Annotated in this window: 22 protein-coding genes and 1 riboswitch; of the genes, 12 read left to right on the top strand and 10 right to left on the bottom strand. The window is 67.6% G+C overall.

Features of this window, described 5'->3' with window-relative positions; genetic code table 11:
- Positions 1 to 87 precede the first annotated feature (87 nt).
- Positions 88 to 909: a hypothetical protein gene (locus AC5I49_RS04510; RefSeq protein WP_046238554.1), complete on the bottom strand. Its 822-nt coding sequence runs from the start codon at positions 907 to 909 to the stop codon at positions 88 to 90.
- A 205-nt stretch (positions 910 to 1,114) separates the two neighbouring features.
- On the opposite strand from AC5I49_RS04510, the gene AC5I49_RS04505 reads away from it, so the two are divergent.
- From AC5I49_RS04505 to AC5I49_RS04470, 8 genes are all read left to right on the top strand, one after another.
- Positions 1,115 to 1,846 carry a 2OG-Fe(II) oxygenase gene (locus AC5I49_RS04505; RefSeq protein ID WP_016453410.1) on the top strand — a complete coding sequence of 244 codons (732 nt, stop codon included), beginning with the start codon at positions 1,115 to 1,117 and terminating at the stop codon, positions 1,844 to 1,846.
- Positions 1,847 to 1,873: 27 nt separating this feature from the next.
- Positions 1,874 to 2,524: a DNA oxidative demethylase AlkB gene (alkB, locus tag AC5I49_RS04500; protein ID WP_277848435.1), complete on the top strand. Its 651-nt coding sequence runs from the start codon at positions 1,874 to 1,876 to the stop codon at positions 2,522 to 2,524.
- A gap of 14 nt (positions 2,525 to 2,538) precedes the next feature.
- Complete coding sequence (locus AC5I49_RS04495) at positions 2,539 to 3,213, top strand: 2OG-Fe(II) oxygenase (protein WP_495788899.1); 675 nt, start codon at positions 2,539 to 2,541, stop codon at positions 3,211 to 3,213.
- A gap of 12 nt (positions 3,214 to 3,225) precedes the next feature.
- A riboswitch (cobalamin riboswitch) is annotated at positions 3,226 to 3,544 on the top strand.
- Between the two features lie 121 nt (positions 3,545 to 3,665).
- Entirely contained in the window at positions 3,666 to 5,792 is a 2,127-nt protein-coding gene (locus tag AC5I49_RS04490; RefSeq protein ID WP_495788898.1) for a TonB-dependent receptor, read from the top strand.
- Positions 5,792 to 6,844: an ABC transporter substrate-binding protein gene (locus tag AC5I49_RS04485; RefSeq protein ID WP_392414112.1), complete on the top strand. Its 1,053-nt coding sequence runs from the start codon at positions 5,792 to 5,794 to the stop codon at positions 6,842 to 6,844. The genes AC5I49_RS04490 and AC5I49_RS04485 overlap by 1 nt, the downstream gene beginning before the upstream one ends.
- Complete coding sequence (locus AC5I49_RS04480; RefSeq protein ID WP_495788897.1) at positions 6,831 to 7,922, top strand: FecCD family ABC transporter permease; 1,092 nt, start codon at positions 6,831 to 6,833, stop codon at positions 7,920 to 7,922. The genes AC5I49_RS04485 and AC5I49_RS04480 overlap by 14 nt, the downstream gene beginning before the upstream one ends.
- Positions 7,919 to 8,692, top strand: coding sequence for an ABC transporter ATP-binding protein (locus AC5I49_RS04475; protein ID WP_495788896.1), 774 nt, complete (start codon positions 7,919 to 7,921; stop codon positions 8,690 to 8,692). Before AC5I49_RS04480 ends, AC5I49_RS04475 begins: the two co-directional genes overlap by 4 nt.
- On the top strand, positions 8,679 to 9,461 hold the full coding sequence (locus tag AC5I49_RS04470; protein ID WP_495788895.1) for a CbiX/SirB N-terminal domain-containing protein: 783 nt from the start codon (positions 8,679 to 8,681) through the stop codon (positions 9,459 to 9,461). Before AC5I49_RS04475 ends, AC5I49_RS04470 begins: the two co-directional genes overlap by 14 nt.
- A 4-nt stretch (positions 9,462 to 9,465) precedes the next feature.
- On the opposite strand, the gene AC5I49_RS04465 is transcribed toward AC5I49_RS04470, so the two are convergent.
- Positions 9,466 to 10,392: a LysR family transcriptional regulator gene (locus AC5I49_RS04465; protein WP_205626935.1), complete on the bottom strand. Its 927-nt coding sequence runs from the start codon at positions 10,390 to 10,392 to the stop codon at positions 9,466 to 9,468.
- Between the two features lie 166 nt (positions 10,393 to 10,558).
- Between AC5I49_RS04465 and AC5I49_RS04460 the strand changes: the two genes are divergently transcribed.
- Both AC5I49_RS04460 and AC5I49_RS04455 read left to right on the top strand, forming a co-directional pair.
- Complete coding sequence (locus tag AC5I49_RS04460; protein WP_205626934.1) at positions 10,559 to 11,884, top strand: serine hydrolase domain-containing protein; 1,326 nt, start codon at positions 10,559 to 10,561, stop codon at positions 11,882 to 11,884.
- A gap of 126 nt (positions 11,885 to 12,010) precedes the next feature.
- Positions 12,011 to 13,807 (top strand): methyl-accepting chemotaxis protein, encoded by a 1,797-nt coding sequence (locus AC5I49_RS04455; RefSeq protein WP_046238544.1) that lies wholly within the window; start codon positions 12,011 to 12,013, stop codon positions 13,805 to 13,807.
- 32 nt (positions 13,808 to 13,839) lie between these two features.
- Here the strand turns inward: AC5I49_RS04455 and AC5I49_RS04450 are convergent, their stop codons facing one another.
- The gene (locus tag AC5I49_RS04450; RefSeq protein ID WP_046238543.1) at positions 13,840 to 14,820 is read right to left on the bottom strand and encodes a DNA-binding protein; all 981 of its coding nucleotides are present in this window, start codon (positions 14,818 to 14,820) and stop codon (positions 13,840 to 13,842) included.
- Positions 14,821 to 15,028: 208 nt separating this feature from the next.
- Here AC5I49_RS04450 and AC5I49_RS04445 point away from each other — a divergent pair, with 208 nt between their 5' ends.
- On the top strand, positions 15,029 to 16,234 hold the full coding sequence (locus tag AC5I49_RS04445; protein ID WP_495788894.1) for a site-specific integrase: 1,206 nt from the start codon (positions 15,029 to 15,031) through the stop codon (positions 16,232 to 16,234).
- 36 nt (positions 16,235 to 16,270) lie between these two features.
- Here the strand turns inward: AC5I49_RS04445 and bioB are convergent, their stop codons facing one another.
- A complete protein-coding gene (bioB, locus tag AC5I49_RS04440; protein ID WP_495788893.1) occupies positions 16,271 to 17,332 on the bottom strand; it encodes a biotin synthase BioB in 1,062 nt (353 codons plus the stop codon).
- 415 nt (positions 17,333 to 17,747) lie between these two features.
- Here bioB and AC5I49_RS04435 point away from each other — a divergent pair, with 415 nt between their 5' ends.
- Positions 17,748 to 19,727: a UvrD-helicase domain-containing protein gene (locus tag AC5I49_RS04435; protein WP_495788892.1), complete on the top strand. Its 1,980-nt coding sequence runs from the start codon at positions 17,748 to 17,750 to the stop codon at positions 19,725 to 19,727.
- Positions 19,728 to 19,733: 6 nt separating this feature from the next.
- Here the strand turns inward: AC5I49_RS04435 and AC5I49_RS04430 are convergent, their stop codons facing one another.
- The 6 genes from AC5I49_RS04430 to AC5I49_RS04405 form a co-directional block, all read right to left on the bottom strand.
- Complete coding sequence (locus tag AC5I49_RS04430) at positions 19,734 to 20,204, bottom strand: VOC family protein (protein ID WP_013802423.1); 471 nt, start codon at positions 20,202 to 20,204, stop codon at positions 19,734 to 19,736.
- 87 nt (positions 20,205 to 20,291) lie between these two features.
- Positions 20,292 to 21,134 (bottom strand): YdcF family protein, encoded by an 843-nt coding sequence (locus AC5I49_RS04425; RefSeq protein WP_203399383.1) that lies wholly within the window; start codon positions 21,132 to 21,134, stop codon positions 20,292 to 20,294.
- A 9-nt stretch (positions 21,135 to 21,143) separates the two neighbouring features.
- On the bottom strand, positions 21,144 to 21,980 hold the full coding sequence (locus tag AC5I49_RS04420; protein ID WP_047474826.1) for a lectin: 837 nt from the start codon (positions 21,978 to 21,980) through the stop codon (positions 21,144 to 21,146).
- A 156-nt stretch (positions 21,981 to 22,136) separates the two neighbouring features.
- A complete protein-coding gene (locus AC5I49_RS04415) occupies positions 22,137 to 22,901 on the bottom strand; it encodes an enoyl-CoA hydratase (RefSeq protein ID WP_034366961.1) in 765 nt (254 codons plus the stop codon).
- Positions 22,898 to 24,085 carry a CaiB/BaiF CoA transferase family protein gene (locus tag AC5I49_RS04410; RefSeq protein ID WP_203399384.1) on the bottom strand — a complete coding sequence of 396 codons (1,188 nt, stop codon included), beginning with the start codon at positions 24,083 to 24,085 and terminating at the stop codon, positions 22,898 to 22,900. The genes AC5I49_RS04415 and AC5I49_RS04410 overlap by 4 nt, the downstream gene beginning before the upstream one ends.
- A 9-nt stretch (positions 24,086 to 24,094) precedes the next feature.
- Positions 24,095 to 25,078, bottom strand: coding sequence for a Bug family tripartite tricarboxylate transporter substrate binding protein (locus tag AC5I49_RS04405; RefSeq protein ID WP_151019682.1), 984 nt, complete (start codon positions 25,076 to 25,078; stop codon positions 24,095 to 24,097).
- Between the last annotated feature and the right edge of the window lie 88 nt (positions 25,079 to 25,166).

The following is a 25,166-nucleotide window of genomic DNA, read 5'->3' as shown; positions in this document are numbered from 1 at the left end:
CGGTCGGTATCCACATCCTGTTCACCCTCTCCTGGGACTTTGCCGGATCTTGTGCAATTTGTTTCATTCTGCCGAGCGCGGATTGTCTCAGGATGCCGGTTCGCTGCCGCCCTGCCCCGCAAACTCCCGCCGCGCACTGGCCATCCGGTACAGCGGCAGCACGACCGCCAGTACCAATCCCAGGGCCAGCCAGAGCCACAGGCCCTTGCCTCTGAAAGCCAGGGCGGCAACGACGGTGAAGGCGACGGCCTCGCACAGTCCGCGAAAGCCTGCCCGCAGCATGAACAGGCCCGCGATGCCGTCCACCGGCGACACGCCGCTCTTGCGCAGGCTGGCCATGGTCTCCAGCAGGGCCTGCACGGACTCCTGGGCCTGGCGATCCCGCTCCTGGTCACGCTCGCGCAGTTGCCTGATGGCCATGGGCTGGGCAGGATTGCTGAGTGAGGTGCCATCGTTGCCCTCTTCCTGCCCCGGGCGCGGATAGACCTCTGCGTCGGGATCGACCAGCACCTGGCGCTCCGGGTAGCGGGCCAGCCAGGCATGGTGGCTGACCCATTGGCCGGCATCGAAGTGATAGCGCTCGCTCTCTCCCACCTGGTCATAGAAGACATGCAGCACCGCCGCCTGCAGGCCGTGCTGGAACAAGGTCTCCAGCAGCCGCCAGGGCATGCCGGCCGTGGTGCGGGTGTCGAAGCCCAGCTCCAGATGCTGGGGATGGCCCAGGGCGCTGGCATTGGCCCAGTCGTCATCCCACAGCGCGGACCGGTCCAGGGCGGGGTCCAGCTCATGGATCCAGCGCTCGGCCTGCTCCCAGGACTGCCGGGCCAGGTACTGGCAGATCAGTTGCACGCGGCGCAGCTGCAGGGGCGTATCGAAGAAAAGATAGAGGTGATGGACGTTGCTGGACATGGCGGGCCTGAGGCGTTTGCAGGAATGCCGCGATTGTTCAATTGCAGCTGCCAGCCGGCCCTCCCAGGCCTGTCCAGCACGCGGCTGGCAGGCGCTGCCGCCGGTTGACATTCTGTCCACTGCAAGAAGCGGGATGCAGGCGCTGCGGCGGCGCCCTAGACTGCGGCAATTGCCCACAGCGCCCATACCGCCAACCGCGCCCGCCATGCACAACCTCCGCCTTTTCGACAACGAAGCTTGCGAATCTGCCCCGCCCTGCCAATGGACGCAGATGGAGCACCAGCTCGACGAGCACGGCTGTGCACGGCTACCCGGCCTGCTGGACGCGCAGCAATGCCGTGACCTGGCGGCCCTCTACACCAGGGAAGACGGTTTTCGCTCCCGCATCGTCATGGCCCGTCACGGTTTCGGGCGTGGCGAATACCGGTATTTCGACTACCCCTTGCCACCTCTGCTGCAGCGGCTGCGCGAACAGCTGTATTCCCGCCTGGTGCCGGTGGCCAACCGCTGGAACCAGCGCATGGGGCTGGATGTGCGCTATCCGGACCGGCTGCAGGACTTCCTGGCGCGCTGCCACGCGCACGGGCAGTTGCGGCCCACGCCGCTGATCCTCCAATACGGCGAGGGCGACTACAACTGCCTGCACCAGGATGTCTATGGAGAGCATGTGTTTCCGCTGCAGGTGGTGTTGCTGCTGTCGCGGCCGGGGCAGGACTTTGCGGGCGGGGAATTCGTCATCACCCAGGCCGATGGCGACCGGCAACGGGCCGATGTGATGGCGCTGGACCAGGGCGATGCGCTGGTCCTGGCCGTGCGCCACCGGCCCGTGCCGGGGCGGCGCTCAGGCTACCGCCGCGCGGCCATGCGCCATGGCGTCAGCCGCGTCCGAAGCGGCCATCGCCATACCGTGGGGCTGATCTTTCATGACGCACTCTGATATGACGCACTTTGATGGACGGCCGGTATGAGCACGCTGGATCTTTTTGCCGATGAACCTCCCATGGGCATCGAACCCATTGGTCCCCAGTCCGTGGTGCTGCGCGGCCATGCCCTGCCCCATGCGGCGCCACTGCTGGCTGCGGTGGACGGCGTCATGGCCCAGGCGCCGCTGCGCCATCTGGTCACGCCGGGCGGCTTCACCATGTCGGTGGCCATGACCAACTGCGGCACGCTGGGCTGGACCAGCGACAGGCGCGGCTACCGCTACAGCGCCATCGACCCGGTCAGCGGCCAGCCCTGGCCCGCCATGCCGGCCGTGTTTGCGCAGCTGGCGGGCGAAGCGGCCGCCGCTGCGGGCTTCGAGGGCTTCGCGCCCGACGCCTGCCTGATCAACCAGTACCTGCCCGGCAGCCGCCTGTCCCTGCACCAGGACCGCGACGAGCGTGACCTTGTCGCGCCCATCGTCTCGGTGTCACTGGGCATGCCGGCCACATTTCTGTTTGGAGGGCTTGCGCGCGCGGACAGGACGGCCAGGGTGTTGTTGCAGCATGGCGACGTGGTGGTCTGGGGCGGCGTGGATCGGCTGCGCCACCACGGCGTGTTGCCGCTCAAGGACCAGCCTCACCCGCTGCTGGGCGGGCGGCGCATCAATCTCACTTTTCGCAAGGCGGGTTGAATGGAGGGGTCGAAATGGATGGGCTGAACAGCAGTGATCGCTTCGCCGGCCTGGACTGGGGCCGCATTGCCACCCAGCTCGATGCAGAGGGCCATTGCCTGCTGCCACGGCTGCTGAATGCGGATGAAAGCCGCTCCCTGGCCGGCGAGGCGGCCATGCGCAATGGCCTGCCGCCCTCCCTCGACACATGGCGCCCGGTACTGTACCGGCACCTGCTTGCCATTGCCAATCGCTGGCGTGCCCAAATGGACATGCAGCCTGCCCTGCCCGCCTCGTTCGAGGCCTTCGGGAAGCTGGGCCGCCAGCGCGGCCAGATGCATCCGCAGTCGCACCTGCTGCATGTGGCGCAGGCGGGCCATGCGCCGCTGCGCTCATACAGCGAAGGTGCAGCGGTGTTCCCGCTGCAGCTGGTGCTGCTGCTGTCCCGGCCGGGCCAGGACTTCGAGGGCGGCGAGTTCGTGATGACCGAGCAGCGCCCGCGCATGCAATCGCGCCCCATGGTGCTGCCGCTGGGCCTGGGGGATGCGGCCATCATCGCCACGGGGCCGCGCCCGGTGCCCGGTGCGGCAGGCTTTTACCGCGTGCACCTGCGCCATGCCATCAGCCGCGTTCACCGGGGCGGGCGCCTGGGGCTGGAACTGCTGCTGCACGACGCGCCGCAGGCTACCGACGCGGGCCGCTGGCTATAATGCCGCGCCTGCAAAGGCATCCGTGCAACAGGTGTCCACATGCCAGCCATGGGGATGAAACGGGAACAAGGTGACTGCCAGCAAATGCTTTTTGCGCTGCCGGCACAGGCCTTGGCTGCCCCCGCAACGGTAAACAAGTCAAGGCGCTCCATGCCTGTCCCGCCAGACTCCGCAACCCTGCGGAGGGGCGATGACAGGCTGTCACTGGTCCATGGCGTGGTCTGCAACATGCAGCTTTTCGCGGGTGGATTGGGAAGACGGGGCGCTGGGCGCAAGGCATGTCCTTGCGCCGCTTGTGAGCCCGGAGACCGGCCTGCTGCGTTTCGCGCCCGCTGAGCGGGCGCTTTCTTGACTGTCTGCGGGGTGCGGATGGCAATGTCCTGCACCCTATCCTTGCACGCTGGCTGGAGAGGCGGCAGTGCCTTGCTTTCGCATCAGGCGGTCGAAGACCGATGTTCGAAATGCATTCCTCCCTTTCCTGCGTTCCCAGCACCCGTGCTGCCGATTCCCTTTGCCTTCGGCTGAGCCCGCTGGCCCTGGCCTGCGCCTTCCTGTCCGCTCCTGTGCAGGCACAGACTGTCCTGCCCGAAGTGCAGGTCACCGGCCAGGCCGAACGCATCGGCCAGCAACTGGCCCAGCCTGCGCGCTCGGCCAGCCATACCGGCGTCTCCAACCAGGAAGTGCCTGCCAGCGTGGATGGTGTTTCTGCCGAGCAGATGCAGGAGCGCGGCGACTACGCCCTGGTGGACGCCGTCACGCGCACCGTGGGCCTGACCTCCAGCAGCACGCCGGGCAACGGCGGCCTGTCCTTCAGCAGCCGTGGTTTTGCGGGCGTGAACTCCGTGGGCGTGGCCGAAGACGGCATGGTGCTGGGCGTGGCCGCCGGCACCACGGCCTATCCCGGGGACAGCTGGGGCTACGAGCGCATCGACGTGCTGCGCGGCCCGGCCTCGCTGATGTATGGCAGCGGCACCATGGGCGCCACCGTCAACGCCATCCGCAAGCAGCCCAGCCGCACCAGCTCGGCCGAGGTGCTGGTGGGCGCGGGCACGGACGACACGCTGCGCCTGGGCCTGGGCGTGACCGGCGCCCTGGGCGCCTATGCCAGCTACCGCATCGACAGCTACACCGCGCGCAGCGCGGGCGAGCGCGACCTGGACCAGTCGCGCAACGGCAAGTTCATGAGCACGCTGCGCTTGGAGCCCACGAGCGACCTGCAGATCGACCTGATTGCCGACCGCAGCGTGCAAAAGCCCAGCCGCTACTGGGGCACGCCGGGCCTGGACGGCAAGGTGGTGGAGTCCCTGCGCGACCGCAACTACAACGCCGAAGACAGCGTGCTGCGCTATGCCGACGAGCGCCTGCGCGCCAAGGTGCAATGGAAGGCCAATGACTGGCTGACGGTGCGCAACGAGCTGTACCACGTGCAGTCGGACCGCCACTGGCGCAACATCGAGGCCTACGCGCTCAACCCCGCCACCTGGACCGTGGGCCGCTCCGACTACCTCGAAATCCTGCACGACCTGGAGCAGACCGGCAATCGCCTGGGCCTGAACGTGGACCGGGGATCGCACAAGATCGCCATGGGATGGGAGGCCGCACGCATCAACCTGCGGCTGTCCAACAACTCGCCCTACGGCGGCTCGTCCACGGTCTCGGCCTGGGACCCCGTGCATGGCAGCTGGGCCAGCCCCGATGTCACCAAGGCCAAGACCGAAACCGGCGTGACCCAGCATGCGCTGTACCTGGAGGATGCCTGGCGCATCAGCAACCGCTGGCTGGCCATGGCCGGACTGCGCCGCGATGTCTACGACTTTGCCAGCCACTCGCTGGTGGGCGGCACGGATTTCAACAAGACGCTGGCCGCCACCTCCTGGCGCCTGGGCCTGACCTATGAGCTGGCCCGCGACACCCATGTCTATGGGCAGATCAGCTCGGGCCATGATCCCGTCAACAGCCTGGTGTCGCTGAACCTGGCCAACACGGCTTACAAGCTGAGCAAGGGCCACCAGGCCGAGATCGGCATCAAGCAGCAGGTGGCAGGCGGGCGCGGCGAATGGACGCTGGCCGTGTTCGACATCAAGAAGGACGACATCATCACGCGCGACCCCGACCGCCCGGCCATCTCCATCCAGGGCGGCAGCCAGTCCTCGCGCGGCGCCGAGGTCACCGCCAACTTCCAGGCCACGCCCGCCCTGCGCCTGGAGGGCAACCTGTCCTATGTGGACGCCCAGTTCGACAAGCTCATCGAGGCCGGCGGCAACCGCGCCGGCAACCGCCCGCAGAACGTGGCCAAGACCACGGCCAACCTCTGGGGCCACTACCGCGTGGGCGCCTGGCAGGCCTCGCTGGGCCTGCGCTACGTGGGTGACCGCTTTGGCAACAACGCCAATACCGTGAACCTGCCCGCCTACACCGTGGCCGACGCCGCGCTGAGCTGGCAGGTGGACCCGCGCACCACCTTGAGCCTGATCGGCCGCAACCTGGCCGACAGAGTCTATGTGGGATCGAGCTACGGCAGCCAGTTCCTGGTCGGGCAAGGCCGCCGCTTCGAGATCGCGGCGCATATCCGGTTCTGATGGCCATGGCGCGCTCCAAAAGCCTCCACGGTCTCCAGGGCCTGTGCGCTGGCGCCCTGGCGGCCACCCTGCTGCTGGCCGGCTGCTCGCGCAGCGATTCCGGCACCACCAGTGAACTGCCGGCACCGGCTGCCGCACCGCAGGCGGCCGTGACCGTCAATGTCTGCGGCAGCCCCGTGACCTACGCCAACGCACCGCTGCGCGCCGTGACCCATGACGTGAACATCACCGAGATGTTTCTCTTTCTGGGCCTGGGCGAGCGGCTGGTGGGCTACAGCGGTATCACGCAGGCCAAGCAGATCGACCCGGCCTTTCAGGCCCAGCTGGCCCGCGTGCCGCGGCTGGCCGAGCGCGAGATGAACCTGGAGGCCATCCTGGGCGCCTCGGCCGACTTCGTCTTCGGCGGCTGGAGCTACGGTTTTCGCCAGGGCCAGGTCACGCCCGAGGTGCTGCAGCGCCACGGCATTGCCTCGTATGTGCTGTCCGAATCGTGCATCCGCGTGGGGCCGCGCAGCCAGGTGGCGCTGGAAGACGGCCTGACCGACCTGCGCAACCTGGGCCGCATCTTCCGCATCGACGCCCATGCCGAGCAACTGGCGCAGGGGCTGGAGCGCGACCTGAAGGACCTGCGCGAGCGCATGCAGGGCGTGCGGCAGCGGCCTTCGGTCTTCGTCTACGACAGCGGCCAGGACATCCCCGTGACCGTGGGCCGCTACGGCATGCCGCAGGCCATGATCGAGGAAGCGGGCGGGCGCAACATCTTCGACGACATTCCCAGCAACTGGCCCGCAGGCAACTGGGAGGACGTGGTGCAGCGCAACCCGCAGTGGATCGTCATCATCGACTACGGCCAGCCCCATGCCCAGGGCAAGATCGACTTCCTGCTGGCCAAGCCCGAGCTGGCCGGCGTCGATGCCATTCGCGAAAAGCGGTTCTTCGTGATGACCTATGCCGAGGCCACGCCCGGCCCGCGCAACATCGCTCGGGCCCGCGCGCTGGCCCAGGCCCTGCACCCCGACCGCGTGCCGGCGACCGCCCATGCCGGGCACTGAGGCACGCACCCGCTGGCACAGCCGCCCGGGCGCTGCCCGCGCCTGGTGCCTGCTGCTGTTCGCGGCCCTGTTGCTGGTGATGACGCTGGCCATCACCTGGGGGCCCGTGGACATGCCGGCCGGCACGGTCTGGCGCATTGCCTGGAGCCGGTTGCTGCAGGCGCTGGGCATGCAGCCGCCGCCGCTGGAGGGCATCACGCCGCAGCACCAGCAGATCGTCTGGCTGATCCGCATGCCGCGCGTGCTGCTGGCGGCCCTGGTGGGCGCGGGGCTTGCCGTGGTGGGCGCAATCATGCAGGCCATGGTGCGCAATCCGCTGGCCGATCCCTATCTGCTGGGCGTGTCCTCGGGTGCGTCGGTGGGCGCCGTGGCCGTGCTGGCCTTCGGTGCGCTGGCCTCGGCCGGCATGTACGCCCTCACGGCCGGGGCCTTTGCTGGGGCGCTGGCGGCCACCGTGGCGGTCTACCTGCTGGCGCGCTCCCAGGGCCGCATCCATGCCACGCGGCTGATCCTGGGTGGCGTGGCCATCGGCTATGTGCTGGCGGGCGTGACCAGCCTGATCACCCTGTCATCGGGCCAGCGTGACCTGGCCAATGCCCTGCTGACCTGGACGCTGGGCAGCCTGGCCGGCACGCAGTGGGAGGAACTGGGCATTCCCGCCGCCGTGCTGGCTGCGGGAATGCTCTGGCTGGGGCTGCAGACGCGCCAGCTCAACGCCCTGCTGGCCGGTGACGAGGCCGCCGCCACGCTGGGCGTGGACACGGCACGGCTGCGGCGCGCACTGTTCCTGGCGGTGTCGCTGCTGACGGGCACCATGGTGGCGGTCAGCGGCGCCATCGGCTTTGTGGGGCTGATCGTGCCGCACGCCGCGCGCATGCTGGTGGGCACGGACCACCGGCACGTGCTGCCCGTGGCCGCCCTGGCCGGCGCCCTGCTGCTGGTGCTGGTGGATCTTGTCGCGCGCACGGCCTTTGCGCCCATGGAACTGCCCGTGGGCGTGATCACCTCGCTGATCGGCGGGCCCTTCTTCGTCTGGATGCTGGTGCGCCAGCCGGTGCAGGGAGGGCGCGGCCCATGAAGCTGCAAGCCCAGGACCTGTGCTGGAGTGCCGACGCCCGGCGCATCGTGGATCAGGCCAGCCTTGCCCTGCACAGCGGCGAATGCGTGGGGCTCATCGGCCCCAACGGCAGCGGCAAATCCACCCTGCTGCGCATGCTCTACCGCGTGCTGCGGCCCGACGCAGGCTGCGTGCTGCTGGACCAGCGCGACATCCGGGACATGACGGCGCGCGAGTTCGCGGCCCAGGTCTCGGTCCTGGCGCAGGAGGCGCCTCAGAGCTTTGATTTCACCGTGCGCGAGGCGGTGATGATGGGCCGCATCCCCCACCAGTCCCCCTGGGCGGGCGACAGCGCCGAGGACCTCGCCTGCATGCGCCAGGCGCTGGCCCAGGTGAATGCCCTGGCGCTGGAGGCGCGGCGTTTTTCCAGCCTTTCCGGCGGCGAGAAGCAACGCGTGCTCGTGGCCCGCGCGCTGGCCCAGCAGCCACGGCTGATGCTGCTGGACGAGCCCACCAACCACCTGGACATACGCCATCAGCTGGAGTTGATGTCACTGGTCCGGCGCCTGCAGATCAGCAGCATCGTCGCCCTGCACGACCTCAACATCGCCGCCCACTACTGCGACCGTCTCTATCTCATGGAACAAGGCCGCATCGTTGCCCATGGCACACCGGCCCAGGTACTGACCCCGGCCACCATCGGCCAGGTCTACGGCGTGGCTGCCGAGGTGGACATCCATGCCGCCACCGGCCGGCTGCGCATCAGCTTCATTCCCGATGAACTCCTCTGAAACTTCCATCCCGCCCGGGCCCGACGCCGTGATCGTGCTGGGCCGCGGCGGCACGGGCGCAGCATCGCGCCAAAGCCTGATCGAACTGGCCGATGCCTTGCGCCAGACGCTGGAGCCGGCCTGCAAGGTCGTCACATCGTTCGTGGACAAGGCCGCACCCTCGCTGCCCGAGGCGCTGCAGCAATGCCTGCCGGCGCGCTCCATCGTCGTGCTGCCCCTGTTCTCGCCCGACGAGCCTGCCCTGCTGCGCTGGCTGCACAAGCTGGCCATGCGCTGGCGCTCGCAGTTGCCGGACCAGGGCGTGCAGGTGCGGTTTGCCGACCATCTGCTGGGCGCTGCCGCCATGCCCGCGCTGCTGCTGCCGCAGATCAGGCAAGCCCTGCAGACCCCGGATGTGGCCGAAACCGCAGGCGACCAATGGCAGCACGATCCCCAGGCCTGGTCCCAGGTGCCGGACCACCAGCACCATGCCCTGGTCTGCACGGGACCGCGCTGCACGGCACTGGGCGCCGTGGCCGTCTGGCAAAGCCTGGGCGATGCCGTGCAGGCCAGCAGCGAACTGCGCGCCAGGCTGCGCCTGCTGCAGACCAGCTGCCAGTACCCCTGCACCCATGGCCCGCTGGCCATCGTCTATCCGGACGGCGTCTGGTACGGGCGGCTCACGGCCGAGAATGCCGCCGAAGTGATCGAAACCCATGTGCTCTCGCGGAAGGTCTGCGCGGAGCACCACGTGCACGGGCCTGTGGAGCTGGGAAAGCGGGCTTCGTGATGTCTCAGGGCTGTGCCGCCTCCAGCTCGGCCAGCCTCACCGCCACAAAATCCCGCAACGCACGCACCAGCGGCGTGAACTGCCTGCGGCTGGGGGCGACAAGGAACAGCGGCACGCACTCGGTCGTCCAGTCGGTGCACAGCGCAAGAAGGCGGCCCCGGGCCAGGTCCTCGGCCACGTCGAAATACGACTTGTAGGCAATCCCCCGCCCAGCCACAGCCCAGCGCCGCACGGCATCTCCGTCATTGGCCACATTGCGGCCGCGCACCCGCACATGGACGGGCTCTGGTACGGCAGTCCCCTGCCCTGCCGGCCAGAAGCTCCAGCGGTCGTGCACTTCCTCGCCCAGCATGAAGCACAGGCAGTCATGGCCGGCCAGGTGGTGGGGGGTGGCGGGTGCGCCGCGTTCCTGCAGATAGGAAGGCGCGGCGCAGAGCACGCGGCGGTGCGTGTCCGACAGCGGCAAGGCCACCAGGCTGGAATCCTGCGGCCTGCCATAGCGAAAAGCCGCGTCCACAGGCTCGCTGTAGACATTGGCCGCGCGGTCGGACAGGTGCAGGCGCAGATCCACGCCTGCATGCTGGCTCTGGAACTCGTCCAGCCAGGGCATGAGCACGTTGCGGCCCAGGTCGGAGGGGGCGGCCAGTTGCAGCGTGCCGCGCAAAGCGGCCTGGCCGCCAGCCAACTGGTCGCGCACCTGGCGCAGGCCGGCCAGCGCGGGGCGGCAGTGCTCCAGAAACAGCTCGCCCTCCTGCGTGAGCCGCAGGCTGCGCGTGGAGCGCACGAACAGGGTCACGCCCAGCTCTGCCTCCAGCCGCTTGAGCGCTGCGCTGGCCGCAGCCGGCGTCAGGTCCAGGGCACGCGCCGTGGCCGAGAGGCTGCCGCTGTCTGCGGTGCGCACGAAGATATCCAGGTCTTGCAGGCTTTTCATGGGCATTCGCCAGGCTTTGATTTTCAAAAACTATTTGAAGCTTAGTCCAACGAGAAAGCCATTTGTCGTGCTTGCGCCAACTGGGCGCACGGCCTGGGATGGAAGCCGGCTTCCATCCTTTGGCAGCGGGTCTTGGCGCCGGGGCAACCGTAGTATGGTTGCCGCCATGCAGCTCAAACATTTCGCCGGTGCCCTGGCTGGCAGCCTTGTGTTCGCCACAGCCACGGCAGGGGTCACCGCAGCCAAGACCCCCTCCTATCCCGATGCCGATGCCAGCGACCCCGCAAAGCTGGGCTGGATGGTGGGCTCGCCGCCACCGCCGGACCGCACGCTGCGCTTCGACGACGGCTCCTATTTCCAGTTTCCCGCCATGCGCTGGAGCGTCTCGCACTTTCGCCAGCTCATGCCCACGGTGAATGTGTCGCGCGGCCTGGCGTCTGCGGCACCGCTGGCCCAGGCGTTGCGCGACGACATCGACGAGTTGCGCTTCACGCCATTGGGTGCCAGCCAGCCCATGACCTGGCGCGATTCGCTCAAGGCCAACTACACCGACGGCATCGTGGTGCTGCACAAGGGCCGCGTGGTCTATGAGCGCTACTTCGGCGTGCTCAAGCCCGAAGGCCAGCACGGCGCCATGTCGGTGACCAAGTCCTTCGTCGGCACGCTGGCGGCCATGCTGGCTGCCGAGGGGCAGCTCGACCCCTCGCGCCGCGTGTCGGAGTACGTGCCCGAGCTGGCGGTCTCGGCCTTCGGCAACGCCACGGTGCGCCAACTCATGGACATGACCACGGGCATACGCTTCAGCGAAGACTATGCGGACCCCCAGGCCGAGGTCTGGGCGCACGCGGCAGCGGGCAACCCGCTGCCCAAGGCCAAGGACTACACCGGGCCGCGCAGCTACTACGAATTCCTGCAGACCGTGAAGCCCGAAGGCGTGCACGGCAAGGCCTTCGGCTACCGCACGGCCAACACCGATGCGCTGGGCTGGGTGCTGGCGCGCGTGAGCGGCCAATCGGTGGCCGATCTGCTGTCCGAGCGCATCTGGAGCCGCCTGGGCGCCGAGCAGGATGCCTACATGTCGGTGGACTCCACGGGCACGCCCTTTGCAGGCGGCGGCCTGAACCTGGGCCTGCGGGACCTGGCGCGCTTTGGCGAGATGCTGCGCAACCGGGGCCAGTTCAACGGCCAGCAGATCGTTCCCGCAGCCGCCGTGGACGATATCCGCCGGGGCGGCGATGCGGCGGCCTTTGCCAAGGCCGGCTACAAGCTGCTGCCGGGCTGGACCTACCGCAACATGTGGTGGGTCACGCACAACGCCCATGGCGCCTTCGCGGCGCGCGGCGTGCATGGCCAGACCGTCTACATCGATCCCAAGGCACAGATGGTGATTGCGCGCTTTGCCTCCCATCCGGTGGCTGGCAATGCGGCCAATGACCCGACCTCGCTGCCGGCCTATGAGGCGCTGGGCAGGCTGCTGGCTGGGGAGCGCTGAGGCGCTGAAGGGGAGCGAATTTCCCGCATAGGCTTCGGCGGCCAGGGGGCACCGCCTGCAAGGATGCGTATTGTCAAGAAAATTTGCTAACGTATGTAGCATCTTCTTGCAATAAGTAATTCTTCTATGTTCCAGTCCCTGCGTGCGCGACTCATCGCGCTCAGCGTGGCCATCGTCACCGTGGCCATGCTGGCCCTGGCCATTGCCAACTTCCTCACGGTGCAGCGCCATGTGCTGTCCACCCTCGACGACCAGAGCCGCCAGCTCGTGAACGCCCAGGCCCAGGTGCTGGGCGAATGGGTGGCGACCAAGCGCCTGCTGACGCATACGCTGGCCCAGGCCGTCGATACGCCGGACCCGCGTGCCGTGGTCCAGGCGCTGCGCGACGGCGGCGGCTTCTCGGATGCCTACTTCGGCTACACCGACAAGCGCATGTTCTTCCTCAACGAGATGGCTGCCGACTACGACGTGACGGCCCGCCCCTGGTTCAGGCAGGCGCTCAAGGAAGGCAGGCCCATCGTGACGGCGCCCTATCTGTTTGTCTCTCCACCCGAAGTGGGCGTGACCTTTGCCGAGCCCGTGGGCCCGGCCGGCAATCCCGTCGCCGTGGTCGGCACCGACGTGCTGCTTACCACCGTGGTGCGCACCGTGGGCGCCATCCGGCCCACGCCGGGCAGCTTTGCCTTCTTGGTGGATGAGGCGGGCGCCATCGTCACCCATCCTGATCCGGCACTCACGCTCAAGCCCGTCTCCGCACTCTCGCCCCAGTTGGGTGCCGACGCCATCCAGGCCCTGCCCAAGGCGGACTCCGGCATGCGCACGGCCATCGGCGGCAAGGACTTCCTGTTCTACGGCCAGGGCGTGCCCGGCACGAACTGGCAACTGGTGGTGGCCGTGCAGCGCGACGAGGCGCTGTCCGCGCTGGGTTCGCTGCTCAAGGTGTCGGGCGCCATCGTTGCCATTTCGCTGATCCTGGCGATTGCGCTGCTGGGCGCCGTCATCGCCCGCGTCACGCGCCGGCTGGCCGTGGTGCGCGATGCGCTGGAAGACATCGCCTCGGGTGACGGCGATCTCACGCGCCGCCTGTCGGTGCAAGGCAATGACGAACTGACGCAGATCGCACGTGCGTTCAACCACTTCACCGACAAGATCGCCTCGGTGCTGGTGCGCATCCGGGAATCGTCCGAGACCGTGCGCCATGCCTCCACCGAAATCGCCAGCGGCAACCAGGACCTGTCGGCACGCACCGAGCAGCAGGCCAGCTCGCTGGAGGAAACGGCTGCCGCCATGGAGCAGCTCACGGCCACCGTGCAGCACAACGCCGAGAATGCGCGCCAGGCGCGGCAACTGGCCAGCAGCGCCTCCGACATCGCCACGCATGGCGGCACCGTGGTGGACCAGGTGGTGCGCACCATGGGCGGCATCGAACAATCCTCGCACCGCATTGCCGACATCATCGGCGTGATCGACTCCATCGCATTCCAGACCAATATCCTCGCGCTCAACGCCGCTGTGGAAGCAGCCCGTGCCGGTGAGCAGGGCCGCGGCTTTGCCGTGGTGGCCTCTGAAGTGCGCACGCTGGCCCAGCGCAGCGCCACGGCCGCCAAGGAAATCAAGGCGCTGATCGACGACTCCGTGGGCCAGGTCGATGCCGGCAGCCGGCTGGTGCAGGACGCAGGCGCCACCATGGGCAAGGTGGTGGAAAGCGTGCAGCGCGTGACCGCCATCGTCACCGAGATCAGCAATGCCAGCCAGGAACAGAGCACGGGCATTGCCGAGATCGGGACCGCCGTCAGCCAGATGGACCAGTCCACCCAGCAGAACGCGGCCCTGGTCGAAGAGGCCACGGCCGCCGCCCAGTCGCTGCAGCAGCAGGCCGCGCAGCTGGCGGATGTGGTGGCGGGGTTCCGGCTCCAGTCCTGACCGGGCCCAGCCAGGGGCGCAGGCCCTGACTGCTAGCCCCGCCTGTCCTTGAGGCGCGTCATGGAGCGGCGCGCCGCAGACAGGCTTGCGCGCCGGCCCATGGGCAGTCCAGCACCCGCCTCGGGCGCGGCCGCACCGGCCAATCGCTGCTGCGCCTGCAGCAGGCTGCGAAGGTCCGCTGCCCGCTCCTGCGCCAGGGCGGCCGCATTCTGGGCGGTCTGCAGCTGGGAATGCAGGCTCAGCTGCTCCTCCTCGCTCTTTTCATAGCGGCTTTGCAGCTCTGCAAGGCGGGTCGCTGCCTTGCGCTCCTGCTCGGTGGCGGCCTTGCGCGCGGCCGCCAGTTCCTGCCGCGCACGATCCACCTCATTGAGCATGTGGCGCTCATTGCCCGCGTACTGCTCGGCCATGCGCTGGCGCTCGAGCGCGGCGGACTGCATTTCCTCGCCATGCTTTTGCTGCAACGCCTCGCGCTGGCGGGCCGCTTCGGCCAGCGCATCGCGCATTTCTTCCAGGCGCTCGTCGCGGTCCTGCAGCTGCTGCTGCATTTCATCCAGCCGGCGCGACAAGTCCTGCGACTGGGCCTGGGCCACTTGCAAGGCCTGGTCCATGGCCTCTTTCTGCGCTTGCATGGACGCCTCGCGCCGCGCCATTTGCTCCTGCTGCTCCTGCAGCTCGGCCTGCGTGGCCTGTGCCGCTTCCTCCCGGGATTGCAGGGCGGCGCGGGCGGCCTCCATGGCCTCTTCCTGGGCGGCGTCCCACAGCTGCTGCGCCAGGCGCTGAACGGGATCGGGCACCGACGACGGCAGCAGCTCGCCCTGCCCTGCCGCCACGCCCAGTCGCTGGCCCAGCGTGGCAAACCAGGTCTCCAGCATGGGGCTGACGGTATTCGGCGAGCCCCGGCCAATGTGCTGGCGCACGCGCTCGATGGTCGGCCGCAGGCCCTGGGCGATCAGGGCGTCTGCCGCGGCCCAGACATCGGCTTCCTGCACGCCACGGGTGGATGTTTTCAGCATATCGTGAACTATTTCCAAGATTACCAACGATAAGAGGTTGTTATCGTGAGTTATTTTGATGATGCGTAATACATCATATGTGCCATGTATTAAATATTACATATGAAATTTTCATACAGTATGGATACGCACATTACACGGCTTTGCCCAGGCAAAAGGCCGCTGCAGCCCTCTGGAAAGCTTGGAAACTGAACTTTGCATGGCCTGCATGGCCGCAGGCTCCGCGGCGGCCGGCCATGCTGTGCCGGGCGACAATCCACGGATGCGCAACGGCCCCTTTTCGCTGATTCCCCAAGCCCCGCCTCCGGAAGACAGAAAGCAAGGCAACACCCTGCCTTCTGCAGGGCTGGAGCCTGCCGCCCGGCAGGCCGTGCGCGAGCTGATGCACGAGGGCGAATCCGCCAACACCAGAAACAGCTACCAAAGCGCCATGCGCTACTGGTCCGCCTGGCATGCGCTGCGGTTTGACCGGCAGATGCAGCTGCCGCTGGATGTGCCCTGCGTGCTGCAATTCATCATTGACCATGCCCAGCGGCAGACAGGCGCGGGCCTGGCCAGTGAAATGCCGATGCACATCGACCGCGCCCTGGTCGAGGCCGGATACAAGGCCAGGGAAGGCGCGCTGTCGCACAACACGCTGGTGCACCGCATGGCGGTGCTGTCCAAGGCGCATCAGGTGCATGGACTGGCCAACCCCTGCCAGGACGGTGCGGTGCGCGAGCTGATGTCGCGCACGCGCAAGGCCTATGCGCGGCGCGGTGAAGGTCCCGCCAAGAAGGATGCGCTGACGCGCGACTTGCTGGAGCAATTGCTGGACACCTGTGACGACAGCCTGCGCGGCCGCCGCGACCGCGCCCTGCTGCTGTTCGCCTGGTCCAGCGGCGGGCGCCGCCGCTCGGAGGTGGCCGGAGCCGACATGCGCCACCTGCGGGCCGCGGGGCCGCAGGAATTCATCTACACGCTGACCCACTCCAAGACCAACCAGTCCGGACGGGACGCGCCCGAGAACCACAAGCCCGTCACCGGGCGCGCGGCCCAGGCGCTGGCCGATTGGCTGCGTGCCGCCGCCATACAGGAAGGGCCGATCTTCCGGCGCATCCGCAAGGGCGGCCATGTGGGCGAGCCCCTGTCGCCGGCGGCCGTGCGCGACATCGTGAAGCAGCGCTGTGCGCTGGCAGGCGTGGAGGGAGATTTCTCGGCGCATTCCCTGCGCTCGGGCTTTGTGACCGAGGCCGGGCGCCAGAACGTGCCCCTGCCCGACACCATGGCGCTGACGGGGCACAGCAGCGTCAATACGGTGCTGGGCTATTTCCGTGCGGATTCCGCGTTGAGCAACCGTGCGGCCCGGCTGCTCGATGCCGGCGACGACGATGCGGCCGCCGCCGCGCAAGGCAGCGGCCGGCCGCAATCCTGAGCCGCTGGCTCAAAAGAGCTCAAACTCTCAAAAAGCTCACTCCTGTACCGAGGTCCGCGTGCCGCTCAGGCCCAGCTTGCGCAGCAGCGTGGTGTCGGCCTCCACATCGGGGTTGCCGGTCACCAGCAGCGTGTCCCCGTAGAAGATGGAATTGGCGCCGGCCATGAAGCACAAGGCCTGCACGGCGTCGCCCAGTTGTTGCCGGCCTGCCGACAGGCGTACGCGCGCCGTGGGCATGGTGATGCGCGCCACCGCGATCACGCGCACGAAGTCCAGCGGATCGACAGGCTCGCTGTCCGCCAGCGGCGTGCCGGGCACGCGCACCAGGCTGTTGATGGGCACCGACTCGGGATGCGGATTGAGATTGGCCAGCTGGGCGATCAGGCCCGCGCGGTGCACGGGCGCCTCGCCCATGCCGATGATGCCACCGCAGCACACGCTGATGCCTGCGCCGCGCACGGCCTTGAGCGTGTCCAGGCGGTCCTGGTACTGGCGCGTGCTGACCACGTCCTGGTAGTACTCGGGCGCCGTGTCCAGGTTGTGGTTGTAGTAGTCCAGGCCCGCTTCGCGCAGCGACTGCGCCTGGTGGGGCTGGAGCATGCCCAGCGTGGCGCAGGTCTGCATGCCCAGGCCCTTCACGGCGCCGATCAGCTCGTTCATCTTCTCGATGTCGCGGTCCTTGGGCGCGCGCCAGGCCGCGCCCATGCAAAAGCGCGTGGCGCCGGCATCCTTGGCCGCCTGGGCGGCGCGCGTGACTTCGTCCACGCTCATGAGCTTTTCTGCCTTGACGCCGGTGTCGAACTCGGCCGCCTGCGGGCAGTAGCCGCAGTTCTCGGGGCAGCCTCCGGTCTTGACCGACAGCAGCGTGGCCAGTTCGATATCGCCCGCAGGCCAGTGCTCGCGGTGCACGCTCTGGGCCTGGAACATCAGGTCCATGAAGGGCTTGTCCAGCAGTTCCTGGATGGCCTGCACGCTCCAGGCGCCTTCAAACGGCAGCGTGTCGCTTTTGGAGGGGCGTGCATGCCATTGCAGGGGGCTGCCGGCCGCAGGCTGTGCGGAGGTGGCGGAAGTCGTCGGGGTGGTGCTGCAGGCGGTCATCAAAAACTCCTCTGTGGGTCTGCTCTTTTCATTCTGATGAGCAAAAAAAGCCTTGGGAATGAAAAAGCCGGCTCCTTGGCAAAAATAGTTGCCCCGTTTTCATGGCCTGCAAAAAAAGCGAACTTCGCTTATTTTTGAGCGATGTTGGGCATGTTTGGGCAGAAGTTCTTCTCGGTGACTTCTTCTTGCCGCAAGCACGCAGCCATTGGCGGTCAACATCGCTCAATTGTCCGATGAGCGCTTCAAAAGATGCGTGGACAGGCGCGGCAACGGATTCCCAATACCTGCCAGATGCCTCTCCAAAACGACCACAATGGGTGCCCTCCGTCGTCGCCACAGCGGCTTTCAGCCCTGCCGGCCTGCGGCTGAACCCGTTTCCCTCTGCTTTCGCCGCTTTTGCTCAGATTTCCCTCACATGTCCCTGCGCTCCCTGGAATTTCCTACCGATCACGGCAAGCCGCTGCTGCTCTCGCGCGAGCAGCAGGCCATCCTGGCGCATGAGGGGCGTTCGGCCATCGTGGCTGCGCTGGCGGGAGTGGGCAAGACCACGACGCTGGCCTGCAAGGTGGTCCAGGCCTGCCGCAGCGGCCAGGCGCAGCGCATTCTGGTGCTGGCGTATTCGCGCTCCGGCGTGGCGGCCTTCCATCACCGGCTGCAGCAACTGGTGCGCGAGGTGCCGCCCCAGGTGCAGATCACCACGGTGGAGCGCTGGGCGGCCCAGCAGATCCGCCGCCGCGACCCGGCGGCCCGCTTTCTGGCCGACCGCGTGGCGCTGCAGGCCCGTGTGCGCGAGGCCCATGATGCGCTGCGCGAGCGACTGGCCTGGCAGCCCGACCCTTTGTTCGAGCAGCCCGGCGATCTGGATCTGGACGCCTTCTGGGACTTCAACCTCGGCGCCAAGAAGTCGTTGCTGCCCCAGCGCCTGGCCGAGGAAGGCATGGGACTGGCGAGTTTCTGCGAGGAGTATTTGCTCGACTACCGCCTGGCTTGCCTGTTCTTCGAGTACGAGCGCCGCCGCATCGATCACTGCGGCGACCCGCTGTACTACGCCGAAGGCGACTGCAGCCATGCACTGGCCAGCGACGCCCTGCAGGGCCAGGCGCTGGACCTGCCGCGCTACGACCTGGTGGTGTTCGACGAGATGCATGACCTGGACCCTGCCTCGCTGCAGGTGCTGCGCGCCCTGGTCGGAACCAGCGGCTGCGCCTTTCTGGGTGCAGGCGACTTCAACCAGCACATCGAGGCACAGGCCTGGTCCGTGTTCCGCGACAAGCTCCACCAGCTCGATGATTTCCTGCCCCAGGCCACGGCCACGCTGGCGCTGACCCAGTCGCGGCGCTTCGGCCCCCAAGTGGCCAAGGCCGTCAATGCGCTGTTCAATGTGGGCCTGACAGCGGCGCCCACGCGCTTCAGCACCGTGCACCAGTTGCAGCACTCCGACGACAGCGAGTGCATTGACCAGCTGCTGCAGATCCAGGCCAGCCTGGCACGTGCCACCGAACCCGCTGTGCCGGGCGAGCCGCCTTCTGGCAGCGCGCGCAATCCCTCGCTGACCGTGATCCTGCGCCACGAGCAGGACGCCTGCGCGCTGGAATGGGCCATCCACCGCGCCGGCAAGTCCGCCAGCTTCTACGGCTTCAAGCGTTTTTACCTGCAGCGCGAGATTGCCCTGCTGCTGGGCCTTTGCTATGCACATGGCATGCAGGCGCTGTCCTGGAAGGCCGAGACCAGCGTGCTGGGCAGCGAGATCCTGGCGGCCTTCGTGGAAGGTGCGCTGTTCTACGGCAAGGGCAGCGTGGATGGTGCCGACATGGCCGATCCGTCAAGCCGCCATACGCTGGCCCAGCGCATGGCAGGCGAGATGCTGCACAACCCGCAGATCATCTGGCGCTTCCTGAGCGACCAATCGAGCCTGCAGGGCGGACAACGCAACTTCAAGGCCTTCGGCAGCTTTCTGCAGCTGCCGCTGGCCCTGCAGTCCGATGCGCGGGGCCTGCTGGAGCAGGCCGATGTCTGGGGGCTGTTTGCCGGCGTGGCCCTGTCGCAGGCCCAGACGGCGGCCTTGCGTCAGCGCGTGGAGGCTTTCATGGATTCGGTGGCGGGCATGACCGTGCCCGACATGCTGGCCCAGGTGGCGGCCATGGCCACGCGCTTCGAGCGTGCCGTGCGGGCCGAGCGCGGATTCGACTTCCATCTCAGCACCATCGAGGAAGCCAAGGGCAAGGAGTACGACCACGTCGCCCTGCCCTTCATGGAGCCTGGCCGCTTTCCGGCGACGGCCCCGCACGCGCTGGCCTTTCTGGAGCGCAACCGCCTGTACGTGGCCATGACGCGCGCCAGAAAAAAGCTGTGGCTGCTGGAACATGTCCAGCGGCGCGTACAGCCTTTTGCCTGAGGCGCCTCAGCCCAGCGCGGCGATCACCTCGGCCGGCGCCTGCACCAGCTCGATCAGCACGCCCTCGCCGGCAATCGGGAACTCGTCATTGCTCTTGGGGTGCAGAAAACAGATGTCGTAGCCGGCCGCGCCCTTGCGAATGCCGCCGGGCGCAAAGCGCACGCCCTGCTCCGTCAGCCACTGCACGGCCAGCGGCAGGTCGTCGATCCACAGGCCGATATGGTTCAGCGGCGTGGTGTGGACGGCAGGCTTCTTGTCGATGTCCAGCGGCTGCATGATGTCCACCTCCACCTTGTGCGCTCCCTGGCCCATGGCCAGGATGTCTTCGTCCACGTTCTCGCGCTCGCTCTGGAAGGTGCCGGTCTGGGTCAGCCCCAGCATGTCCACCCACAGGCGCTTCATGCGCTGCTTGTCGGTGCCGCCGATGGCCACCTGCTGTATGCCCAGAACCCGGAAAGGACGCTGTTCGCTTGCCACTGTCTCGCTCCTGTTGATGTATGAAGAATCACATTGTGGAGGCAAACCGGGGCACGCAAGGCGCAGCGGGCAATGCCGCCATGGGGCTCAGAACTCCCCCAGCACCCAGCCGCTGATCACCGCAAAGTACTCGCGCAGCCAGGCGTTGGCGCGGATCGTCGCCGGCGTGGGCGCGCCCACGGTGAAGGCCTGGCCGTAGCCGCTGCGCTCGGCGATCCAGCCCGCGCGCAGCGTATGGAAATCGCTGGTGACGATGGCAATCGCCGCGTCCGGGGCCACGCCGCGCTCCTGCAGCAGGGGCAGGCTCCACGCCAGGTTCAGCGCCGTGCTGGTACTGCGCTGCTCCATCAGCAGGCGTTCTGGCGCAATGCCGTGGCGTTGCTGCAGATAGCGCGCCATGACGGCGCCCTCGCTCTCGCTTTCCCCAAAGTCCACGCCGCCGCTGGTGACCACCAGCGCCTTGGGCTGGCTTGCAGCCAGTTCGGCGGCGCGGTCCAGCCGCTGGGCCAGCGTCAGCGACGGTTGTCCCTCACGCGTGGCGCTGCCCAGCACCACGATGGCCTGCACCGGCTGGTCAGAGGCCAGCCGGGAAGAAGCAGACAGCAGATGTGCCCAGAACAGCAGCAGGCTGGCCAGCCACATCGCCAACGCCGCCCAGCCCAGCCACCAGGCGCGCCGCAGCCAGGCACTGGCACGCAGCCTGCGCGCAATGGCCGCGCGCCAGAAGCTGCACGCCATGAACAGCAGGCCTAGCACCGCTGGCAGCGTCACGCCCAGATTGAACATGCCGCGCGCCATCAGCACCACGGCATCGCCCAGCAGCACGGCGCCAGTGATCAGGCCCAGCCACTGCAAGGCCCCCAGCCGCCGAATGCCCGCGACGGCGTTGCGGCCGGGCACTGGCCCGGGCGCGGCAGAGAGCTTGTGCAACAAGCGTCCTCAGTTCCAGCGCTGGTTGGGGCCGCCGGCGCAGGACCACACGATGACGGGCTGGCCCGGCCGGGCATTGCCGCCTTCGATGTCCAGGCACTTGTTGGCAAAGCGGCTGCGGATCTGTCCACGGCTCCAGTCCCATTTCTGGTTGGGCTGGTTGCGGCATTGCCAGGCGATCACGCGCGCGCCATTGCGCGTGCTTCCGTCGGCGACGTCCAGGCACAGGTCGCCCACGCGCATCTCGCCATCACGCGTCAGCGTGAAGCGCTGGTTTTCACCGCCGCTGCAGTGGTACACGATGAGGCCGTTGCCCGGGCGCAGGCCACCCGACACATCCAGGCACAGGCCGTTCTGGCCCCGCACCTCCCGTCCTCCCCACGACGGGTAGCCGGGCTGCTGGCCCGGGTAGCCCGGATAGTGGTCATCGTTCCATTGCTCGTCGCGTTCACGTTCGCGGTCCTTGTCGCGCTTGTTCGCCAAAATGGCGGCGCCGGCAATGGCTGCCACGGCGGCACCGGCGATCCATGCGCCCGTGTTGTCGCTTCCGCCTTCCTGGCCCTGCGCGCCCTGGGGCAGGCCGGTCAGGATGCGGAAACGCCCGCCGCAGCCACCCTTGACCCACATCTCCCGGCGGCCCAGGTCATAGCCCCAGTTTTGGTTGTAGCTGCAGTTGCCCGCCAAGGTCTCGACCAGTTGGACCTGCTGCGCGTCGTCGGGCAGGCTGTAGGTCTGATAACGACCGTTGGACATGAGCTGCACCGTCTCTTCGCCTGCATGCGCAGGCAGAACCGGCAGGATGAAGCTGCTGGCCAGCAGGACGGAAATGCATTTATTGATTTGCATGGGATTTCTCGGGCTGCGTTTATCTGAGGGGCGGCTACGCGCAGCAACCGGCCTTTTCTTTCAGGCCAAGAATGCAGCCACCGCCTCTTTCCAGGCTGTGGAGTTTAGCCAAGCAATTTGTAGGATTGCGCCAGATTCTGGCAAGGCTGGCTCAAATCATTGCCTGTTGAATCCCGCCACCCCCGCCCGAAACTCCCCACTCCCATACACCGCAGAAACCAGATCCTCATCATCCAGCCGCTGCTCCACGACGATGCGCCGCAGGCTTTCCTTGACTGCTGACTGGGTGGTTGCCGACAAGGCCATGAGCTGCTCGGCCAGCGCCTGTGCCTGGGCTTGCAATTGATCTGCCGGCACCACCGTATGCACGAACCCGCAGGCCTCGGCCTGCTCGGCTGACAGGTAGTCCGCCAGCAGCAGCATGCGCTTGACGCGTGGCACGCCCAGGCTGGCCACCAGGCGGGCGATGTTGCGTGACGACAGCGTGTTGGACAGCGTCTTGGCAATCGGCGCACCGAAGCGCGAGCCGGTGCTGCAGATGCGAAAGTCGCATGCCGTGGCCAGGGCCAGGCCGCCGCCCACGGCCCAGCCGTCGATGACGGCGATGGTGGGCACGGCGATGCGCTCCACGGCGTCGATCACGCGCTCCACGAAGGCTTCATAGGCAATGCCTTGCTGGCCGTCATGGAAGTCCTTGAAGTAGGCGATGTCTGTGCCCGAGATGAAGGATTTGCCGCCCGCACCGCGCAGCATCACGCAGCGGATGGCCGAGTCGGCCTGGCAGCGCTCCAGGGCCGTGAGCAATGCCTCGTACATGGGCATGCTCATGGCGTTGTGGCGTTCGGGGCGGTCGATGAGGATCTCGGCCGCGCCCCCGGCGTGAACGGTCAGCGCCACGGATTCATGCAGGGCGGTGCTCATGCGGCGGCCTTCAGTGCCTGGAGTTCGGCCATGATTTCCGCGTTGTGCTCGCCCAGCAGCGGCGGATGGCGGCGCACCTGCTGGGGCGTGCCGAGCATCTTGACGGGAAAGCCGATGTTCTTGACCTTGCCCTCGATGGGGTGGTCGATCTCCATGCACATGCCGCGGTGCCGGCCATGCTCGCCCTCGAAGGCTTGCGGATAGGTGAGCAGCGGGCCGGCGGGAATTCCGGCCTCCAGCATGCGGTCCACCCAGTCGGCGCTGTCGTGGTGGGCCAATTCCGCTTCCAGCTCGCCTATCAGTGCCTCGCGGTGCTTCAGGCGCAGCGCCACGGTGGCGTAGTCGGGGTGCTCGAGCAGATCGGGGCGCTCGATCAGCGCGCACAGCCTGGCCCAGAGTTTCTGGTTGGTGGCGCCCATGACGAAGTAGCCGTCGCGCGCCTTCACGGCCTGGTAGGGGGCGCTCATCTTGTTGCTGGTGCCCAGCGGCGCGGGCGGCACGCCGGTGCCCCAGTATTCGGACATGTCCCAGATCGAGAAAGCCATGGCCGAGTCGAACAGCGAGGCGTCTATGTGCTGGCCCTGCCCTGTCTTCTGCGCGCCGATATAGGCGGCCAGCAGGCCGTAGGTGGCGAACAGCGCGCAACCGATGTCGGCCACGGGCACGCCGGCCTTGACGGGTTTCTCTCCCTTGTAGCCGGTGACGCTCATCACGCCCGACATGGCCTGGGCCATGAGGTCGAACCCCGGCCGCTGGGCCCAGGGCCCACTCTGGCCGAAGCCCGAGATGCTGACATAGACGATGCGCGGGTTGATGCGGCGAATGCTTTCGTAGTCGATCTTCAGGCGCTGGACAACGCCTGGCCGGTAGTTCTCGACGATGACATCGGCTGTCGTGGCCAGCTGGTAGAAGGCCTCACGCCCCTCCTCGCTCTTGAGGTCCAGCGTCAGCGACCGCTTGTTGCGGTTCATGTTCAGAAAGCCCATGCTGTCCGGGCCCTTCATCTTGAAGCCCATGGCGCCGCGCGTCTGGTCGCCGGTGCCCGGAGGCTCGACCTTGATGACATCGGCGCCCAGGTCGGCCAGCAGCATGCAGGCAAATGGGCCGGCCATGACCTGGCTGACGTCGAGCACGCGGATGCCTTGCAGGGGCAGTTGCAGCGTGTTGGATTGGGGATTGCTCATGCCGGGTCCTCAGCTTTCTTCGGTGATTTTTGCAGCGCGCACCACGTCGCCCCACTTCCTGTATTCGGCAGCCATGAAGGCCGCGAACTTGTCCACGGAGCCGCCGCCGTCCTCCACGCCATAGCCGTCGAAGCGGCTGACCACGTCGGGCATGGCCAGTACGCGGTTGATGTCGGCATTGATGCGCAGTGCCAGGTCGCGGGACATGTCGCGCGGACCCACCACGCCGTACCAGCTCGATGCATCGAAGCCCTTGAAGCCCTGCTCGTCCATGGTGGGCATGGCCGGGAATCCCTTGGCACGGTTCACGCGGGTCTGGGCGATGCCGTGCATTTTTCCGGCGCGCACCTGGGCGGTGGCGGCCGTCATGGTGTCGAAGCTGAAGTCGATCTGGCCGCCGATGAGGTCGGTCTGCATGGGGCCGGAGCCCTTGTAGGGCACGTGGATGCTCTTGACGCCGGCCGCCATGTTGAACATTTCGGCCGCCAGGTGCTGTACCGAGCCCGTGCCCGACGAGCCGAAGCTGATCTTGCCGGGGCTTTTGCGGCACAGCTCCACCACCTCCTGCACCGAGCCATGGCTGTTCCTGCTGCTGGTCACCAGGATGTGGGGCGTGGCGCCGATGAGGGCGATGGGCGCGTAGTCCTTGAGCGGGTCATAGGTGATGGACCTGAAGATCTGCGGCGAGATGGCATGGGTGTTCACATGGGCCATCAGCAGGTTGATGCCTTCGGTGAAGCGCGTCCTGGCGAAGTACTCGGCCGCCAGCGAGCCGGTGGCACCGGGCTTGTTCTCCACGACCACGGGCCGGCCCCAGACCTCGGACAGTTTCTGGCCCACGATGCGCGCGAACACATCGGTGCCGCCACCGGGCGCCCAGCCCACCAGGATCTTGACGGGGCCCTTGGGCAGGTCGGAGCCCGGGGGCGAGGCCCCTGCCCAGGGAGCGGCCAGCGCGGCGGCGCCGGCCGCGATGAAGTCGCGGCGTCTCATGTCTGTCTCCTGCACATCGTTGTTGTGCAGCCACTGTCGCCGCGCGCCGGATTCGCCGCAAGCCTGTGGAACGCATGCCTGGTTTCGC

This window comes from Delftia sp., from assembly GCF_059499305.1.
Note: the sequence above shows the minus strand (reverse complement) of the source record. Positions and strands in the feature narration are given on the sequence as shown.

Bases quoted from the DNA above. Each gene is read 5' to 3' on its own strand.
- AC5I49_RS04510 (WP_046238554.1), bottom strand. From the start codon at position 909: ATGTCCAGCAACGTCCATCACCTCTATCTTTTCTTCGATACGCCCCTG.
- AC5I49_RS04505 (WP_016453410.1), top strand. From the start codon at position 1,115: ATGCACAACCTCCGCCTTTTCGACAACGAAGCTTGCGAATCTGCCCCG.
- alkB (WP_277848435.1), top strand. From the start codon at position 1,874: ATGAGCACGCTGGATCTTTTTGCCGATGAACCTCCCATGGGCATCGAA.
- AC5I49_RS04495 (WP_495788899.1), top strand. From the start codon at position 2,539: ATGGATGGGCTGAACAGCAGTGATCGCTTCGCCGGCCTGGACTGGGGC.
- AC5I49_RS04490 (WP_495788898.1), top strand. From the start codon at position 3,666: ATGTTCGAAATGCATTCCTCCCTTTCCTGCGTTCCCAGCACCCGTGCT.
- AC5I49_RS04485 (WP_392414112.1), top strand. From the start codon at position 5,792: ATGGCCATGGCGCGCTCCAAAAGCCTCCACGGTCTCCAGGGCCTGTGC.
- AC5I49_RS04480 (WP_495788897.1), top strand. From the start codon at position 6,831: ATGCCGGGCACTGAGGCACGCACCCGCTGGCACAGCCGCCCGGGCGCT.
- AC5I49_RS04475 (WP_495788896.1), top strand. From the start codon at position 7,919: ATGAAGCTGCAAGCCCAGGACCTGTGCTGGAGTGCCGACGCCCGGCGC.
- AC5I49_RS04470 (WP_495788895.1), top strand. From the start codon at position 8,679: ATGAACTCCTCTGAAACTTCCATCCCGCCCGGGCCCGACGCCGTGATC.
- AC5I49_RS04465 (WP_205626935.1), bottom strand. From the start codon at position 10,392: ATGAAAAGCCTGCAAGACCTGGATATCTTCGTGCGCACCGCAGACAGC.
- AC5I49_RS04460 (WP_205626934.1), top strand. From the start codon at position 10,559: ATGCAGCTCAAACATTTCGCCGGTGCCCTGGCTGGCAGCCTTGTGTTC.
- AC5I49_RS04455 (WP_046238544.1), top strand. From the start codon at position 12,011: ATGTTCCAGTCCCTGCGTGCGCGACTCATCGCGCTCAGCGTGGCCATC.
- AC5I49_RS04450 (WP_046238543.1), bottom strand. From the start codon at position 14,820: ATGCTGAAAACATCCACCCGTGGCGTGCAGGAAGCCGATGTCTGGGCC.
- AC5I49_RS04445 (WP_495788894.1), top strand. From the start codon at position 15,029: ATGGCCGCAGGCTCCGCGGCGGCCGGCCATGCTGTGCCGGGCGACAAT.
- bioB (WP_495788893.1), bottom strand. From the start codon at position 17,332: ATGACCGCCTGCAGCACCACCCCGACGACTTCCGCCACCTCCGCACAG.
- AC5I49_RS04435 (WP_495788892.1), top strand. From the start codon at position 17,748: ATGTCCCTGCGCTCCCTGGAATTTCCTACCGATCACGGCAAGCCGCTG.
- AC5I49_RS04420 (WP_047474826.1), bottom strand. From the start codon at position 21,980: ATGCAAATCAATAAATGCATTTCCGTCCTGCTGGCCAGCAGCTTCATC.
- AC5I49_RS04415 (WP_034366961.1), bottom strand. From the start codon at position 22,901: ATGAGCACCGCCCTGCATGAATCCGTGGCGCTGACCGTTCACGCCGGG.
- AC5I49_RS04410 (WP_203399384.1), bottom strand. From the start codon at position 24,085: ATGAGCAATCCCCAATCCAACACGCTGCAACTGCCCCTGCAAGGCATC.
- AC5I49_RS04405 (WP_151019682.1), bottom strand. From the start codon at position 25,078: ATGAGACGCCGCGACTTCATCGCGGCCGGCGCCGCCGCGCTGGCCGCT.